Source organism: Bacillus alkalicellulosilyticus (assembly GCF_002019795.1).
GTDB lineage: Bacteria > Bacillota > Bacilli > Bacillales > Bacillaceae_F > Bacillus_AO > Bacillus_AO alkalicellulosilyticum.
The window spans coordinates 3,359,379-3,373,334 of record NZ_KV917381.1 but is presented as its reverse complement, the minus strand read 5'-3'; the positions used below and the strand labels follow the sequence as shown (position 1 = coordinate 3,373,334).

The 13,956-nt window shown below is 36.2% G+C and carries 13 protein-coding genes; 9 read left to right on the top strand and 4 right to left on the bottom strand.

The annotated features are described in order from the left end of the window. Positions 1 to 6: 6 nt before the first annotated feature. Genes BK585_RS16955 through BK585_RS16945 form a run of 3 tightly spaced genes read left to right on the top strand, consistent with a single transcriptional unit; the run spans position 7 to position 2,237 of the window. Positions 7 to 405 carry a GntR family transcriptional regulator gene (locus BK585_RS16955; RefSeq protein WP_078555102.1) on the top strand — a complete coding sequence of 133 codons (399 nt, stop codon included), beginning with the start codon at positions 7 to 9 and terminating at the stop codon, positions 403 to 405. After that, positions 392 to 1,270, top strand: a complete 879-nt coding sequence (locus tag BK585_RS16950) for an ABC transporter ATP-binding protein (protein ID WP_078555100.1) — start codon at positions 392 to 394, stop codon at positions 1,268 to 1,270. The genes BK585_RS16955 and BK585_RS16950 overlap by 14 nt, the downstream gene beginning before the upstream one ends. Further along, on the top strand, positions 1,260 to 2,237 hold the full coding sequence (locus tag BK585_RS16945; protein WP_078555098.1) for a hypothetical protein: 978 nt from the start codon (positions 1,260 to 1,262) through the stop codon (positions 2,235 to 2,237). Before BK585_RS16950 ends, BK585_RS16945 begins: the two co-directional genes overlap by 11 nt. A gap of 424 nt (positions 2,238 to 2,661) precedes the next feature. Here the strand turns inward: BK585_RS16945 and BK585_RS16940 are convergent, their stop codons facing one another. The 4 genes from BK585_RS16940 to BK585_RS16925 form a co-directional block, all read right to left on the bottom strand. Then, complete coding sequence (locus tag BK585_RS16940; RefSeq protein ID WP_170885627.1) at positions 2,662 to 3,591, bottom strand: DMT family transporter; 930 nt, start codon at positions 3,589 to 3,591, stop codon at positions 2,662 to 2,664. Positions 3,592 to 3,735: 144 nt separating this feature from the next. Further along, positions 3,736 to 3,909, bottom strand: coding sequence for a YvrJ family protein (locus BK585_RS16935; RefSeq protein ID WP_078555094.1), 174 nt, complete (start codon positions 3,907 to 3,909; stop codon positions 3,736 to 3,738). 142 nt (positions 3,910 to 4,051) lie between these two features. Continuing rightward, positions 4,052 to 4,264 (bottom strand): DUF2922 domain-containing protein, encoded by a 213-nt coding sequence (locus BK585_RS16930; RefSeq protein WP_078555092.1) that lies wholly within the window; start codon positions 4,262 to 4,264, stop codon positions 4,052 to 4,054. 35 nt (positions 4,265 to 4,299) lie between these two features. Then, positions 4,300 to 4,512: a DUF1659 domain-containing protein gene (locus BK585_RS16925; protein WP_078555090.1), complete on the bottom strand. Its 213-nt coding sequence runs from the start codon at positions 4,510 to 4,512 to the stop codon at positions 4,300 to 4,302. A gap of 125 nt (positions 4,513 to 4,637) precedes the next feature. On the opposite strand from BK585_RS16925, the gene BK585_RS16920 reads away from it, so the two are divergent. From BK585_RS16920 to BK585_RS16895, 6 genes are all read left to right on the top strand, one after another. Further along, complete coding sequence (locus BK585_RS16920; protein WP_078555088.1) at positions 4,638 to 6,338, top strand: BCCT family transporter; 1,701 nt, start codon at positions 4,638 to 4,640, stop codon at positions 6,336 to 6,338. A 175-nt stretch (positions 6,339 to 6,513) separates the two neighbouring features. Then, entirely contained in the window at positions 6,514 to 8,133 is a 1,620-nt protein-coding gene (locus tag BK585_RS16915; protein WP_078555086.1) for a GGDEF domain-containing response regulator, read from the top strand. Next, complete coding sequence (locus BK585_RS16910) at positions 8,130 to 9,179, top strand: HEAT repeat domain-containing protein (RefSeq protein ID WP_078555084.1); 1,050 nt, start codon at positions 8,130 to 8,132, stop codon at positions 9,177 to 9,179. Before BK585_RS16915 ends, BK585_RS16910 begins: the two co-directional genes overlap by 4 nt. Then, positions 9,176 to 10,591, top strand: coding sequence for a glycosyltransferase family 2 protein (locus BK585_RS16905; protein WP_078555082.1), 1,416 nt, complete (start codon positions 9,176 to 9,178; stop codon positions 10,589 to 10,591). Before BK585_RS16910 ends, BK585_RS16905 begins: the two co-directional genes overlap by 4 nt. 14 nt (positions 10,592 to 10,605) lie before the next feature. Beyond that, the gene (locus BK585_RS16900) at positions 10,606 to 10,971 is read left to right on the top strand and encodes a response regulator transcription factor (RefSeq protein ID WP_078555080.1); all 366 of its coding nucleotides are present in this window, start codon (positions 10,606 to 10,608) and stop codon (positions 10,969 to 10,971) included. Continuing rightward, positions 10,964 to 13,828 carry an ATP-binding protein gene (locus BK585_RS16895; RefSeq protein ID WP_078555078.1) on the top strand — a complete coding sequence of 955 codons (2,865 nt, stop codon included), beginning with the start codon at positions 10,964 to 10,966 and terminating at the stop codon, positions 13,826 to 13,828. Before BK585_RS16900 ends, BK585_RS16895 begins: the two co-directional genes overlap by 8 nt. Positions 13,829 to 13,956: the final 128 nt, after the last annotated feature.

Genomic DNA, 13,956 nt, shown 5'->3' with positions numbered 1-13,956 from the left:
GAATACATGATCGTCCGAATCGACCCAAAAAGCAATATCCCTTTATATGAGCAGATTATCCAACAGGTCAAAGAAATGTGTGTTAAAGGAATATTAAAACCTGATGATAAGCTTCCTTCAGTACGAGAGTTGTCTTCAAGTATTGTGATTAATCCAAACACAGTTTCTAAGGCGTACCAAGAATTAGAGCGCCAAGGAGTTATTGTAACTTTAAGAGGGAAAGGGACTTTTGTTGCTGAACATCAAATTCAAGAAGCGACAGAAAAACAGGTGATTGCGATGAAAAAAGAATTAGAAAAAATAATCATTGAATGTAAATACTTAGGGATTACAATAGACGAAATGAATAAATGGGTTCAGGAAATATATAGAGAAATGAGGGAACAAGCAGATGATAGAAGTTAAGAGTCTATCAAAGGTGATACACAACAAAGAGGTGTTGTCTGACATTACCTTTCAATTAAATCCAGGTGAAATTGTAGGATTGGTTGGAAGAAACGGGGCCGGGAAAACAACGTTACTTCGATTGCTCGTTGGTATATTAGTTCCAACTAGCGGTGATGTCTTTATAAATAATAAGAGTGTGTACGTTTATCCCCAAAGTAAACGAGATATCATGTTTGTTCCTGATTCCTCAGAAGCTCTTAAAAACTATTCAACCTATGAAATTGCTGCGTTTTATAAAGAAGTCTATCCAAGGTTCGATATTGTTTATTTCGAAGAATTACTAGAACGCTTCTCTTTACCGAAAACCCAAAAAATCAAGAACTATTCAAAAGGAATGAAAGCTTTATTTTCTTTAGTATTAGCATTCTCGACCAAAGCAAAATATATATTACTCGATGAACCAACAGACGGTCTTGATGTAATCATAAAAAAGAAAATTTTGCAGTTCATTATTGAAGAAGTTGAACAGAGTCAAGTTTCTGTAATTATCTCATCGCATCGACTAGATGAACTTGAGTTTATGGCAGATAAAATTGTCATGATTAAGGATGGAAAACTAGATTCCGATTATAAGTTGGATGAAATTAAAGCAGCTTATAAGAAATTACAGGTTGTCTTTACAGAATACATTCCAGAAGTAATAGAAAAGAGAGTGACAGTGTTAGCTCAAACAGGAAGAGTGTATACGCTACTTTTAGATAATAAAAATGAAGAAGTAGCTGCTTTAATCGAACAGGAAAAACCTCTGCTACTTGAAGAATTACCAGTCGGTTTAGAAGATGTCTTCGTGTCGAAGCTAGGAGGTGAGCAAGATGTTATCTAAGGCTCTTTTTGTTAAGGAATGGAAACCTATTAAACTGTTTGCACTAGGACTACTCCTTATTTATATGTTTGGGTACCCTGTCTTGATCACGAGTCAATTAGATTCTTGGAAACAAATGGAGATGCATTATCAAACATCCCCAACACAATTGGATGTGTCAATGGCGCTGCAAGGAGGATTTGCTTCCGTTATTTCGACGTTTTTAATTATACTGATGGCTGCGATGTTCATAGGTGCAGAGAGAAATACGAGAAGAAATGATTTTTCCTTCGCCCTTCCTTATAAACGTAATGTGATGTTTATGTCCAAATGGTTGTTAGGAGTGGCAGTAATTGTTATCCCTTTTTCAATCAGTTACTTGATTGCCTACTTCATGGTGGCTACATCAGAGTATGGGGTGTTAGTTGAGAGTGTGAGTGTTAGGGAATTGTATCTCATTCCACTTCTTGGATATTTAGCCACGTTTAGTTTTGCGATGTTGATTGGAACGATTGCTGGTGAATTGGTTTCTCAGGTTATTCTAACTTTCATTTTCATTTTTTTCCCGCTAGGATTTTTATTTTTAGTTCATGGGTTCACAAACGTTGTCTTTGATTTCTATTTCAACCAAACGCTATATTTTGAGTATTTTGTCTGGCCGCTTTACTCGATTGAACCTCTATATTCAGGACCTATATGGGTTCCACTAATGGCGACTATCGTCTTTACGATGTTAGGACAGTGGTTGTATGAAAAGAATCAAATTGAATATAATGGTGAGTTCCTTGTTTTTAAAGAGCTTGAACCTCTTTTTAAAATTGGAATGGTCTTATGCTTTAGTTTACTTGGAGGATTGATGGTATCAGGATTCGTTTCATATATGTATTCTACGCTCGCCATTATTTTTTACTGGATAGGTTTTTTCCTTTTCGGAATCCTCTCTTGGTTTATGACAACAGGCTTGATGAAGATGAAAGTAATAAAATAAAAAGGAGGTTGAGACAAAAGGGTGTTTTTTAACCTTTTGTCTCAACCTCTAAGCAATGAGCGAAACCGCCACTATCTTTTATAGCAAGTTGTGAGTGGTTTTCTCACAACTTGCTGAAGTGAGTGGTTTTCTCACAACTTGCTGAAGTGAGTGGTTTTCTCACAACTTGCTGAAGTGAGTGGTTTTCTCACAACTTGCTGAAGTGAGTGGTTTTCTCACAACTTGCTGAAGTGAGTGGTTTTCTCACAACTTGCTGAAGTGAGTGGTTTTCTCACAACTTGCTGAAGTGAGTGGTTTTCTCACAACTTGCTGAAGTGAGTGGTTTTCTCACAACTTGCTGAAGTGAGTGGTTTTCTCACAACTTGCTGAAGTGAGTGGTTTTCTCACAACGGGCTTTGTGGCGAGTGAAGCCAGTGAAGATGTTTTAGCTAGTTTTGTCCCAGTCCCTTTCATTTGTTTTCAACTGGACGCTGGCGCTCTTTTGTGTAAAAGTAGCTAAATAGACTCCAGATAAGACAAGGAGACCACCAATAACTTGTGAGGAAGTAATAGATTCATCAAGAAATACAAAGGCAAGGATGGTTACAAAAATAGGAACTAAATTAAAAAAGATAGAAGCTTTACTTGGACCAATTTTGTCGACACCTTTATACCAGAACAATAGAGCTAGAGCAGATGGGAAGATTCCAATGTATAAAAGACCAGAGACTATCGGAACAGATAATTCAAAAGGAAAACCATTTAGCCACTCTACGATAGCAAAGGGGAGAAGGATAATAACTCCTAACACCATAGTTACGACTAGCCCTCCTAGTAGTGGGAACGCTTGACCGTATTTTTTAATCAGTATTGAATAAATAGCCCAAAAGCAAATTCCAATAAGCATAATGAGATCACCAGGATTAAAAGATAACGACACTAATGCTTCAAAAGAACCACGCGTCACAATCCATAATGTCCCGAGAAAAGAAAGGCCCACCCCAATGATTTGAAAGTTGTTGAGCTTTTCTCTTATCCAAAAATAACCTAGTATAGCTGCAATCGTCGGAGTCATCGCATCTACAAGGGCAGCATTAATTGTCGTTGTATACTGAACGGAAGAATAAAGACAAACATTAAACAACACAACTCCGGTAATCGATATGCTCCATAATGACTTCCAATGTGTTTTCCAAACAGAAAGGTTCGAAAAGAGCTGGCGATAACAAAAAGGCAAAAGCACGACAATTGCGATGCTAAAGCGCAATAATGATAATGTAAACGGAGGTATTGTACCGGCAAATACTTTACCAACAATAAAATTACCCGAGAAAAACAACATGGCCAGAGTTAATAAAAGATATGGCTTAAGCATAAAACGCATCCTTTATCGTTTAATTAAATGTTGATCTTACCATATTTTCTTTTCGTTTAGGGATACATTACAAAAGAGGTTATAAGACGACAGCAAAGAGCCACTGCATATAAACGATTTCAGTGGCTCTGCCAAAGCCTTAGACTACCGAGTCATTCTTTCTTTTTTGAGGTGAAGCATGTGATAGTCAAGCCGATCCGGTAATTCGAGAATGGAATCTGTTACGCGGTCAAGCTTTCGTTCAAGCCGGTGCAATAAATAAAGCGTGACAACGATTGGGAAACCGAACTCACTCATAAGCGGGAGCAATTCCTCCATGATAAACCCTCCTTTTTTTCGTTTGAAGTGTTGAACAGAAAGAGGCTGGGACAAAAGGTTGTTTTTTACCTTTTGTCTCGGCCTCGATTAATTACTAGTTATGTCTCAACCTCTAATAAAATTGTTGAGGTTGACGAACTGCTTATACGATTTCTTCAACTGTTCGCTCCACAATACGAGCGCCTTTCACAGAAACTAAGTCTCCACTAGTTGAAGTAATTGCACCTTGAGTAATTACTTCGTTCATTGCTGCTAAGACAGTTGCAGCGTTCGTTGGATATACAGGGTCATCTAATGAGATTGTAACTGTTCTTCCAGTTTCATTTTCGAATAATAATTCTAATCTTTTTGACATGGATTACACCTCCTTTTTATTCAAATTCCAATTGATTAATTGTTTAGTGAGATAAGGTTACTGCGCGTTACGTTGAATACAGGATGAATTTGCAGGGGAGCTAACGCTTCAGCGGTTGCTTTCACAGCTGCATCTGTTGCATTTTCTTTTACGTTTGCAAAAGATTTGGCTTTGAAAATAGGGTCCCCCTTATCATTAATGCCTGTTTCTAATGTCAGGGTAAATCTTGATTGAATGATATCGCTCATAGTAGTCACCTCCTTTCATCTTATAGATAGGAGCTTGATGAAAGAAAGGGTGAAAGCGATAATCATAAATTTAGGTTTACTGGAAAATATAAAAGGAAAAAGGAAGATATCAGTAAGGAGGGCGTATGAGTCAATATTCGTATGATACAAAAAAAACAGGTAGCGTTTTTGTTATCTCAGCAATATTAGTATCTTTATTTGTATTATGGGGTGTGGTCTCACCTGCTTCACTAGCTGAAACAGCGAATCATCTACTGGCCTCTACCATTGAAAACTTCGGTTGGTTTTATATGATTGTGACCGCTTTTTTTATTGCATTTGTCCTATTCTTAGCGATAAGTCCGTTTGGTAAATTACGATTAGGAAAAAACGAGGACCGACCAGAGTATTCATATTATACATGGGTTGGAATGCTCTTTTCTGCGGGAATTGGTGTAGGCTTTGTGTTTTGGGGAGTAGCTGAACCAGTTCTTTATTATATGGACCCACCAAAAGGAATAGCTCCTGAGACAGCTGAGGCTGCGAGGGTGGGATTGCGTTATGCCGTATATCATTGGGCTCTTCATCCATGGGCGATTTTTGCCCTAGTTGCTCTTGCCCTAGCTTATGTTCAATTTCGTAAGGACCAACCCGCTTTAATCAGTTCAGCTTTTCACCCGCTAATTGGGAAGAAAGTAGATAGTTGGTTTGGAAAAGGAATAGATATTCTAGCTGTATTAGCTACATCAACAGGTGTAGCTACAACATTTGGATTAAGTGCCATCCAAATAACAGGTGGACTATCGTATTTAACCCCTATCCCCAATACAATAATCACACAAATGATAGTGATTTTAATTGTCACTGTGTTATTTATTTTCTCTGCGGCTTCAGGATTGGATAGAGGAATTAAAATATTGAGTGTTACCAACTTAACGATAGCAGGCATCTTATTGCTATTTATGATAATCTTTGGGCCGACATTATTTATAGCTGAAAGTGTAGTTACAACCTTAGGCGGTTATATAGCGAACATCATACCTATGAGTTTAACAATGACCCCTTTTTCTGACAGTGTGTGGCTAGGTGCCTATACGATTTTCTTTTGGGCTTGGCATATCTCATGGGCCCCTTTTATGGGTTTATTTATTGCGAGAATCTCTCGCGGACGTACGATTCGTGAATTTGTCTTTGGTGTTCTTTTTGTTCCATCCATTGTTGCGATCATTTGGTTTACTGCCTTTGGTGGAACAGCAATCCATTTGGACCGAACAGCGGGACATCAAATTGCTGAAGTCGTTTCATCCCAAGTTGAACTGGCCTTATTTACTACACTTTCTCACTTGCCGCTAGGTGGTATTATGAGTATTTTAGCTGTCCTACTTATACTCATTTTCTTCATTACTTCTGCAGATTCAGCATCTTATGTGTTAGGAGCAATGACATCAAAAGGAAGCTTAAACCCTAAAATGTGGGTCAAAGTCATTTGGGGATTTTTAATTGCAGGGACGGCAAGTGTTCTTTTAGTCAGTGGAGGTTTACGTGGGCTTCAGACGGCTTCGATAATTGCTGCACTTCCTTTTGCTGTCATTATGATTTTTATGACAGTATCCTTATACCTTATGTTAAAAGATGATTATAAGATGATACGCCGTTCAAAGAAACAAGAACAAATGGAACAATTGAAGGAAGAACTGCGAGAAGAAATATATGAAGAAATAAAAGAAGAAGTTTTTACTGAGATAAAAGAAGAGGTTGTTAATGAGATAAAAGATGAGATTGTTTCCGGAGTAATAGAAGATGTAATGGAAGAGAATACTGAGAACTTGTCTGAAAGAAAAAAGTGAGGGTAGGACAACTAGTTACAAGAAGACTGAATTAAATATTTTTTAAAATTACTTTGCTTATTTAACGCCTAGTAGTTAAAATTGAAAAGATATTATATATGGGTATATTCAGCTAAAGAAAAAGGATTCAAAAATAGAAAAAGAGGGTATAAGTAGGGAAAAAGGAGGGTTTTTGGTGGAGAAGTATCAAAAAATGTTGCTTGAAAGGATGAAAGAAACAATAACGAGGTGGAATAAAGCCGGAACGGTAACGAATAAAGAAATTTACCGTTTTTTTCATTCCTTAAAAGGAACAGCTGCATCCATTGACCTATCCGAAATTGCTTCTTTAGCAGAAGATGTATTAGAAGAAATTGATGAATCACGAACTGAAGATTGGGAGAAGTCTGAGTGGGTTGTTTTAATTGAACCGTTACAGCCGTTTCTAACCGATGATGTTCCTATAACAAATGAAGTAATTGAACCCATTTCCCCAACTATAAAGGAAGAACGAAATAACCTTATCTTGTTAGTTGACGATGATTTTGAAATGGTTACCTACTTAAAGGAGCAGCTTGAACAAAAGGGTTATCTAGTGATGGCGGCTATGACCGCTGCAAAGGCTCTTCAAATATTTTATAATCAAAAACCAGATTGTGTCATTATTGATATTTATCTTCCTGATAAAAGTGGATTTCATGTGCTAGAGACGATATTGGCGAAGTCGCATACATTTTTTATCCCAACGATAATTATTAGTGCGGAGAAAACAAAAGAGAAAGTCATCCATAGCTTTAAAGCCGGAGCAACCGATTTTTTAGAAAAACCAATTGATATTGAAGAATTAGTTGTTCGAATTGAAAATCGCTTACGTCATAAAGAGTTAATTAGTGAGGCAGTTTTACTTGATGAATTAACTGGTGCTTTTAATCGAAAGTTTTTTAACATTGAGATTGAACGACAATATTACGAATTTAAACGGTCAAATGAATCATTTTCGCTGGTATTAATCGACTTGGATCATTTTAAGAATGTAAATGATACGTATGGGCATTTAGTAGGGGATAATGTACTCCGGGACTTTGCTAACCTGACCAAAAAAGTAAAAAGACAATCTGACCTACTGATCCGCTATGGTGGAGAAGAGTTTGTACTGGTTCTTCCACGAACAAATAAAAAGCAAGCTGAGATTTTTGTAGACCGCCTTCGTACCAGTTTTGCTGATGTAATTTTTAAGGCTGATGGTGTAGAGTTTCAAACTACTTTTTCAGCGGGAATTGTCGAAATAAATAACGATAATTATACTATTGATGAATATATTCATTATGCTGATCTTGCGCTATATAAGGCAAAAGAATTAGGTAGAAACACTGTGGTCATTTTTAATGAAGATGAAGTTCAAAAAGAAAAAGAAAAAGTCCTCCATATCGGTATTATTGATGATGATAATTTAGTTCGTCATATCGTCTCAGACCAATTAGCTAATGTGTCAATTGGGGACTATGCTTTAGACATCCAATCTTTTCGCGAAGGGGAATCTTTTTTTGAATCAGACTGGCATAATCAATCTGGTAAGTTTTTATTAGTATTGGATGGAGTCATGCCTCGTATGGATGGATTAGAGGTATTACAAAAAATTAAAAAACATCGGAATGAGAGAAACATAATTGTTCTCATGTTAACAGGTAGAAAAGGAGAAAATGATATTGCCAAGGCACTTGAAATGGGCGCCGATGATTATTTGACGAAACCGTTTAGTATTGTGGAGCTTGTAGCAAGAGTGAAGAGGCTATTGTTGAGGATGACTAAAGAATGATTGATATAAGTTTGAATACATTAATTTTTGTTACTATTTTGATGGCTATTATCTTATTTATCTTATTTTTTTACTTGTTATTGCAAAAGAAAAAAGAACAAGACGAAATTTATAAAAGGCGAAAATTAAAAGAAAAGCTCAGACCGACTATCTCAGCTTTTTTATTTGGAGAGGGAGAGGTTCAATCTAGACTAATACAAAAATCTATTCGAGGATATGAAGCGATATGTGAAATCCTTGAAGAATACCGCAGTGTGATGAAAGAGCGTATCGAACTCACAAAGCTACAAGCGTTTGCAGAAACTCAGTTAGGCTCATATTTTGAAAAGCAACTTCATCATAAAAGGTGGAGTATACGAATGAATACATTGTATCGCATTGAACTGTTTCATATGAAAATGTTTGAAAAACGGTTACTCGACATGCTTGAGACTGGAGAAGTCAATAGCACAGAGACATATCAAGTCATGCGTGTTCTAGCCAGTTTTAATTCATCTAAGTTACAGGAAATTCTATTTACTACTCAGAATGTATGGCCACGATTTATCTATCGAGAGATGCTAAGGCGATTTGATGAGGAAGTGCTTTTTCAAGGAGAAGCCGTTTTCAATGAGTTACCATATCCTTTTCAAGCTGCTATCATGGATAGATTAACAGAGAGAAAAGATTACAATGACCTAGTCTTTGTCGAACAACAACTTCAATCTAAAAACCTAGAAATAAGGGTAGCCGCTTTGAAAATTATTCCACAAATAGGTTTTATATATAATTATGACTTACTTGAAACCTTTTCACGTTCTGCCTTCTTTCAAGAAAGACTGATGTTTGCTAGAGTGGTAAAAGTGTTGAAAAAAGAAAGATTTAAAACCATTCTTGTTGTGATGTTAGCAGATAGCAATTGGTGGGTCCGTAATGCAGCTGCTGAAGCGTTAAAAACTTATCAAGACGGAGAGTTTATACTAGAGTACGCTTCAGAAAATCACAAAGATCAATTCGCTCGTGACATGGCGAGACAATGGAGAAATGACGGTGACGTATACGAATGACCAGTTTTGAATTCATTTCTATTATTTTAGAAATAATGGCTATTGCCGTTATTATTTATACAGTAATTGTTGCAGGTTTTTACTTCATCATGTTCATCTTTTCTGCGATTGCTCTTCGAAGTCAATTTCAATTACATCAAAAAAACGCCTATGAAGAAATGACTCATTCAACGGATACGAAGCCTGTGTCTATTATTGTACCAGCCTATAATGAAGAGGTAGGAATATACAATAGTGTTCGCTCTCTTCTAAGTATTCATTATCCCCAGTATGAGATTATTGTCGTAAACGATGGTTCAAAAGATAAAACACTCGAAGAAATGATTACCCGGTTTTCAATGGTACAAATAAAAAAGGTAGTAAGGAAAAGTTTGGACTCCCAAAAAGTAAGAGCGGTTTATCAGTCGACTATTAACGATAACGTGTATCTTGTCGATAAAGAGAATGGGGGGAAAGCTGACGCATTAAACGCAGGCATTAATTTATCAAACTATCCTTATGTCTGTTCCCTTGATGGAGATTGTATTTTAGAACGAGACGCGTTTCTAAAAGTAATGAAACCGATTATAGATTCAGATGGAGAAGTCATTGCAACTGGAGGAAGTATTCGAATTGCAAATGACTGTATGATTGAACGTGGGGAGTTAATGGAAGTTCGCCTTTCGAAAAAACCACTAGTTGTTATGCAAGTGGTGGAATATTTACGTGCGTTTCTCTTAGGTAGAGTGGGGCTTAGTCGACACAATCTATTGTTGATTGTCTCCGGAGCTTTTGGAGTATTTCATAAAGATTGGGTCATTCGTGCAGGTGGGTATTTGCCAAATACAGTTGGTGAAGATATGGAACTAGTAGTCCGTCTCCATCGCCTTTTAAAAGAAGGTAAATATAGCAATCGAATTGAGTATGTACCTGACCCTGTATGTTGGACAGAAGCTCCAGAATCAATGAAGATTTTGAGAAGACAGAGAAAGCGTTGGCATCAAGGATTATTTGAATCATTATGGTTACACAAAAGGATGCTCTTTAATCCTCGTTACGGCAAAGTAGGCATGATTTCAATGCCATTTTTTTTAATTGTAGAGTTACTTGGAGCAATTATTGAATTAGTAGGTTATTTTTTATTACTGATAGGCTTACTAACTTCTATTATAAATATAAAGCTTGCACTATTGCTGTTTTTAGTTACGTTTTTATATGGTTCAATTTTATCAATGACAGCCGTTTTGCTTGAGGAGTGGAGTTTACGTAAGTATCAAAAACTATCAGATTTGGCCCGGTTATTTTTAATGTCTTTAACCGAAGCATTTTGGTACCGTCCATTAACAGTATGGTGGAGATGTGAAGGATTCATCCAAGTGATAACGAAAAAGCATGACTGGGGTGAGATGACCAGGAAAGGAATTTCGAATTAGCGGAGGCATAACATATGAAAAGATTATTATTAGCAGAAGATGAAGATGTGTTGAGAATGTTGATTATGGATACGTTAGAAGATGAGGGGTATGCAATCGATGAAGCATCAGATGGTCTTCAAGCTTTAGCTGCGATTCAAGAAAATGAGTATGATTTAATTCTTTTAGATTATATGATGCCAGGTATGAGTGGGATTGAAGTCATAGAGAAAGTAAGAGAGATGGAAGAAAAAAATCATGTGAAAATACTGATGCTCACCGCAAAAAGTCAAAAAAAAGACGAGGAAGCAGTAATAGAGGCGGGGGCTGACTATTTTTTGGCCAAGCCTTTTAGCCCATTGAAGCTTGCTGAATTAGTAGAGGATATATTACATGGTTAACTTCTTAAAGAAAAGTTTATTGCGCCAATTTGCTGTAGTTATGGTGGCTATTCTTTCCCTCATTATATTAGGCGGTATTCTTATCTCTATTTTATACCAGTATGAGCGCAATCAGTTTGATACAATTCGCGCTGAGCTTATCGATAAAGAAGAAATCATGGATAAAATAGAAAGACACTATACATTAATGGTTTTCCGTGGAAGAGGGTACATGGCCTTTCGAAGTGGAATTGAATATAAAGAGATTTTTGAAGAGGAACGTACATTAGAAGGATATTTAAAACAATACCGTTCATATCATTTGAATTCAGAAGAAGTAGCATACAGTAATGAAGTGGAAGGGTTTATTAAACACTATACTGAAGATTTTCTTCCGGAAGTAGCCAATCTAGTTCGTAACAGAGAGTATGAAGCGCTTGGGGAATTAACTCAAAGAGGTACGACAGATGAAATTAATAAAATCCTTGAATTAACTCAGGGACTATCCGATGCTTATGCTACTGAAATAAAAACAGTAAACAATTCATTTATAAAAAAATTAAGCCAACTAGCTCTTATCTTTTTTATATATATTATTGTTATTTTAGTCTCTATCGGGTTTGCGATTCGAAAAATTGTAAGAGATATTGGAAAACCACTTGGAAAATTTACAGAAACGGCACAAAAAGTTTCATCCGGTGAACAGTTTGAATTTTTTGAGACAAATCGAAATGATGAAATAGGTGTTTTATCACGTTCATTTGAAACGATGGTTCGCACAGTTCAAATGAAAGAAGAAGAATTAACAGCTCAAAATGAAGAGCTAACAGCCCAACAAGAAGAGTTAACAGCCCAACAGGAACAGTTGATGGCATTGTTAGAAGACTCAGAAAATAGTAAACGAAAGCTAGAACTTTATAATGATATGATTTCAACCTTATCCACGACATTAAATCAAAAAGAGCTATTGGAAAAGGTTGTTACAGCAATGACAGCTTTGTTTCATACAGATAAAGCAATGTTAGTTTTACTTAATGACCATTCCGATTATAAAGCGATAGGAATTTCAGAAGAAAATGCGAAAAATGTATTGTCCACCTTAAAAGATGGTGTTCAAATCAGGTTAGAGCAAACAAAAAAAATCCATGTTTCTTCAAGGATAAGCACTTCAGCGGAGCAAGGGTATCATCAAGAACCTGTTGAAAGTATGGATTTATATGCTCCTGTCTTTACAGCAGAAGGAACACTGATAGCTATTTACATGTCAACTCGCATTGGATATCCATTTTCTGAGAGAGATATTGAGGAACATCAATCACTGATGAGCCAATTGGCGTTATCAATTGAAAAGATATATCTGTACGAAGAGGCTGAAAAAGAACGTCAATTAAATCAAGACATTATTGACAATGTTAATGAGGGTATCATCCTAGTAGATAGTGAAGGTCAATTAGTTCAGGTTAACTATAAGTTATGTGAGTTATTTGATAGAGACTCGGTCAAATCGTTATTTAATCTACCATTACAAGAGTGGATATTAAAGCTAGTCAAAAATGTTGAAAATAAACAACAGTTTATGTCTTTCTTTGAACAAGTGACACAAAATACAGATGATACGGTGGCTACTTACCGTTATGAAATCTTGTATCCAGAAAAGAAAGTGATTGATGTCTATGCTCAAGCGATTTATCGCAATGAGGAAAAAATAGGAACTCTATTTGTCCACAGAGATATTACGGTGGAACATGGAATAGATGGAATGAAATCTGAGCTTGTAAGCACTGTAAGCCACGAACTTAGAACGCCATTAGCAAGTATACTCGGTTTCACTGAGTTGATGATTAATAAAGACTTAAACGAAAATCGGAAAAAGAAATACTTGGATACAATTCATAAAGAAGCAAAACGTCTGACAAATCTAATTAACGATTTTCTTGATTTGCAGCGTATGGAATCTGGAAAGCAAACGTATCACAAAAAAGCAGTTAATATGGGACAGCTTATTGAACAGATTTCAGACATTTTCAATGAACAGCATCTGGAACGTAAGATTTTAATAACAGATATGACTTCAAAAGCAGTCGTGTTTGCTGATGAAGAAAAAATGGTACAGTTATTTACCAATTTAATTAGTAACGCCATTAAATTTTCACCAGATGGTGACCCTGTAGAGCTTGAATTAAAAAATTCTGACTTTACTTTAGAGATTGCCGTAAAAGACAGTGGTTTAGGGATACCTGAAACTGAAATTAAAAACCTATTCCAAAAATTTTACAGAATTGATAACTCAGACCGTCGTAAAATTGGTGGTACAGGGTTAGGTCTCTCCGTTTGTAAGGAAATAGCTCAGGCACATGATGGTACGATTTCTGTCATTTCTACAGAAGGTCAAGGGAGCACATTTACAGTTACATTACCTTTAGTTCAAGGGGAAGAATATATTATCGAGAATCCAAAAGTAGATGAATCCAAGCCTAAGCTTCTTATCTTAGAGGACGACCAAAGTCTTGCCTTGTTATTAAAAGAGCAGTTATTAGAATCTGGGTTTCAGGTTGTTCATAAAAAAGATGGTGAAGAAGCCATTAAAGCGATTGAATCGTTTAATCCAGATGCTGTCGTCATAGACATTATGCTCCACAATAGCATTGATGGTTGGACTGTTATTGAAAAACTTAAGGAAAATCCCAAAACAAAGAACATCCCTATCATTGTTTCGTCTGCATTAGATGAAAAAGATAAAGGGTTTCAACTTGGAGCAAAACATTATTTAACAAAGCCATATCCAGCGAATAAGCTATCAACCGTTATCTTGCAAACGTTGCTAGCAGGAACAAAAGATGGGCAAATCATGTACCCTGATGTTGAAGGGGAACAGTAAAAAGTAAACTCTAAAGAAGTACCACCTGAAAAGATCAAATCGTAAGTGATTTGGTCTTTTCCTATTACAGAGTTGTTAATCCGGAAAATAAGAAATTCAAAAGAGAAAGCGATGATTAGAATATCTAA

Coding starts and splice junctions, on each gene's coding strand:
- BK585_RS16905 (WP_078555082.1), top strand. CDS start 9,176: ATGACCAGTTTTGAATTCATTTCTATTATTTTAGAAATAATGGCTATT.
- BK585_RS16935 (WP_078555094.1), bottom strand. CDS start 3,909: ATGGAGGAATTGCTCCCGCTTATGAGTGAGTTCGGTTTCCCAATCGTT.
- BK585_RS16900 (WP_078555080.1), top strand. CDS start 10,606: ATGAAAAGATTATTATTAGCAGAAGATGAAGATGTGTTGAGAATGTTG.
- BK585_RS16955 (WP_078555102.1), top strand. CDS start 7: ATGATCGTCCGAATCGACCCAAAAAGCAATATCCCTTTATATGAGCAG.
- BK585_RS16910 (WP_078555084.1), top strand. CDS start 8,130: ATGATTGATATAAGTTTGAATACATTAATTTTTGTTACTATTTTGATG.
- BK585_RS16895 (WP_078555078.1), top strand. CDS start 10,964: ATGGTTAACTTCTTAAAGAAAAGTTTATTGCGCCAATTTGCTGTAGTT.
- BK585_RS16920 (WP_078555088.1), top strand. CDS start 4,638: ATGAGTCAATATTCGTATGATACAAAAAAAACAGGTAGCGTTTTTGTT.
- BK585_RS16930 (WP_078555092.1), bottom strand. CDS start 4,264: ATGTCAAAAAGATTAGAATTATTATTCGAAAATGAAACTGGAAGAACA.
- BK585_RS16925 (WP_078555090.1), bottom strand. CDS start 4,512: ATGAGCGATATCATTCAATCAAGATTTACCCTGACATTAGAAACAGGC.
- BK585_RS16945 (WP_078555098.1), top strand. CDS start 1,260: ATGTTATCTAAGGCTCTTTTTGTTAAGGAATGGAAACCTATTAAACTG.
- BK585_RS16950 (WP_078555100.1), top strand. CDS start 392: ATGATAGAAGTTAAGAGTCTATCAAAGGTGATACACAACAAAGAGGTG.
- BK585_RS16940 (WP_170885627.1), bottom strand. CDS start 3,591: ATGCTTAAGCCATATCTTTTATTAACTCTGGCCATGTTGTTTTTCTCG.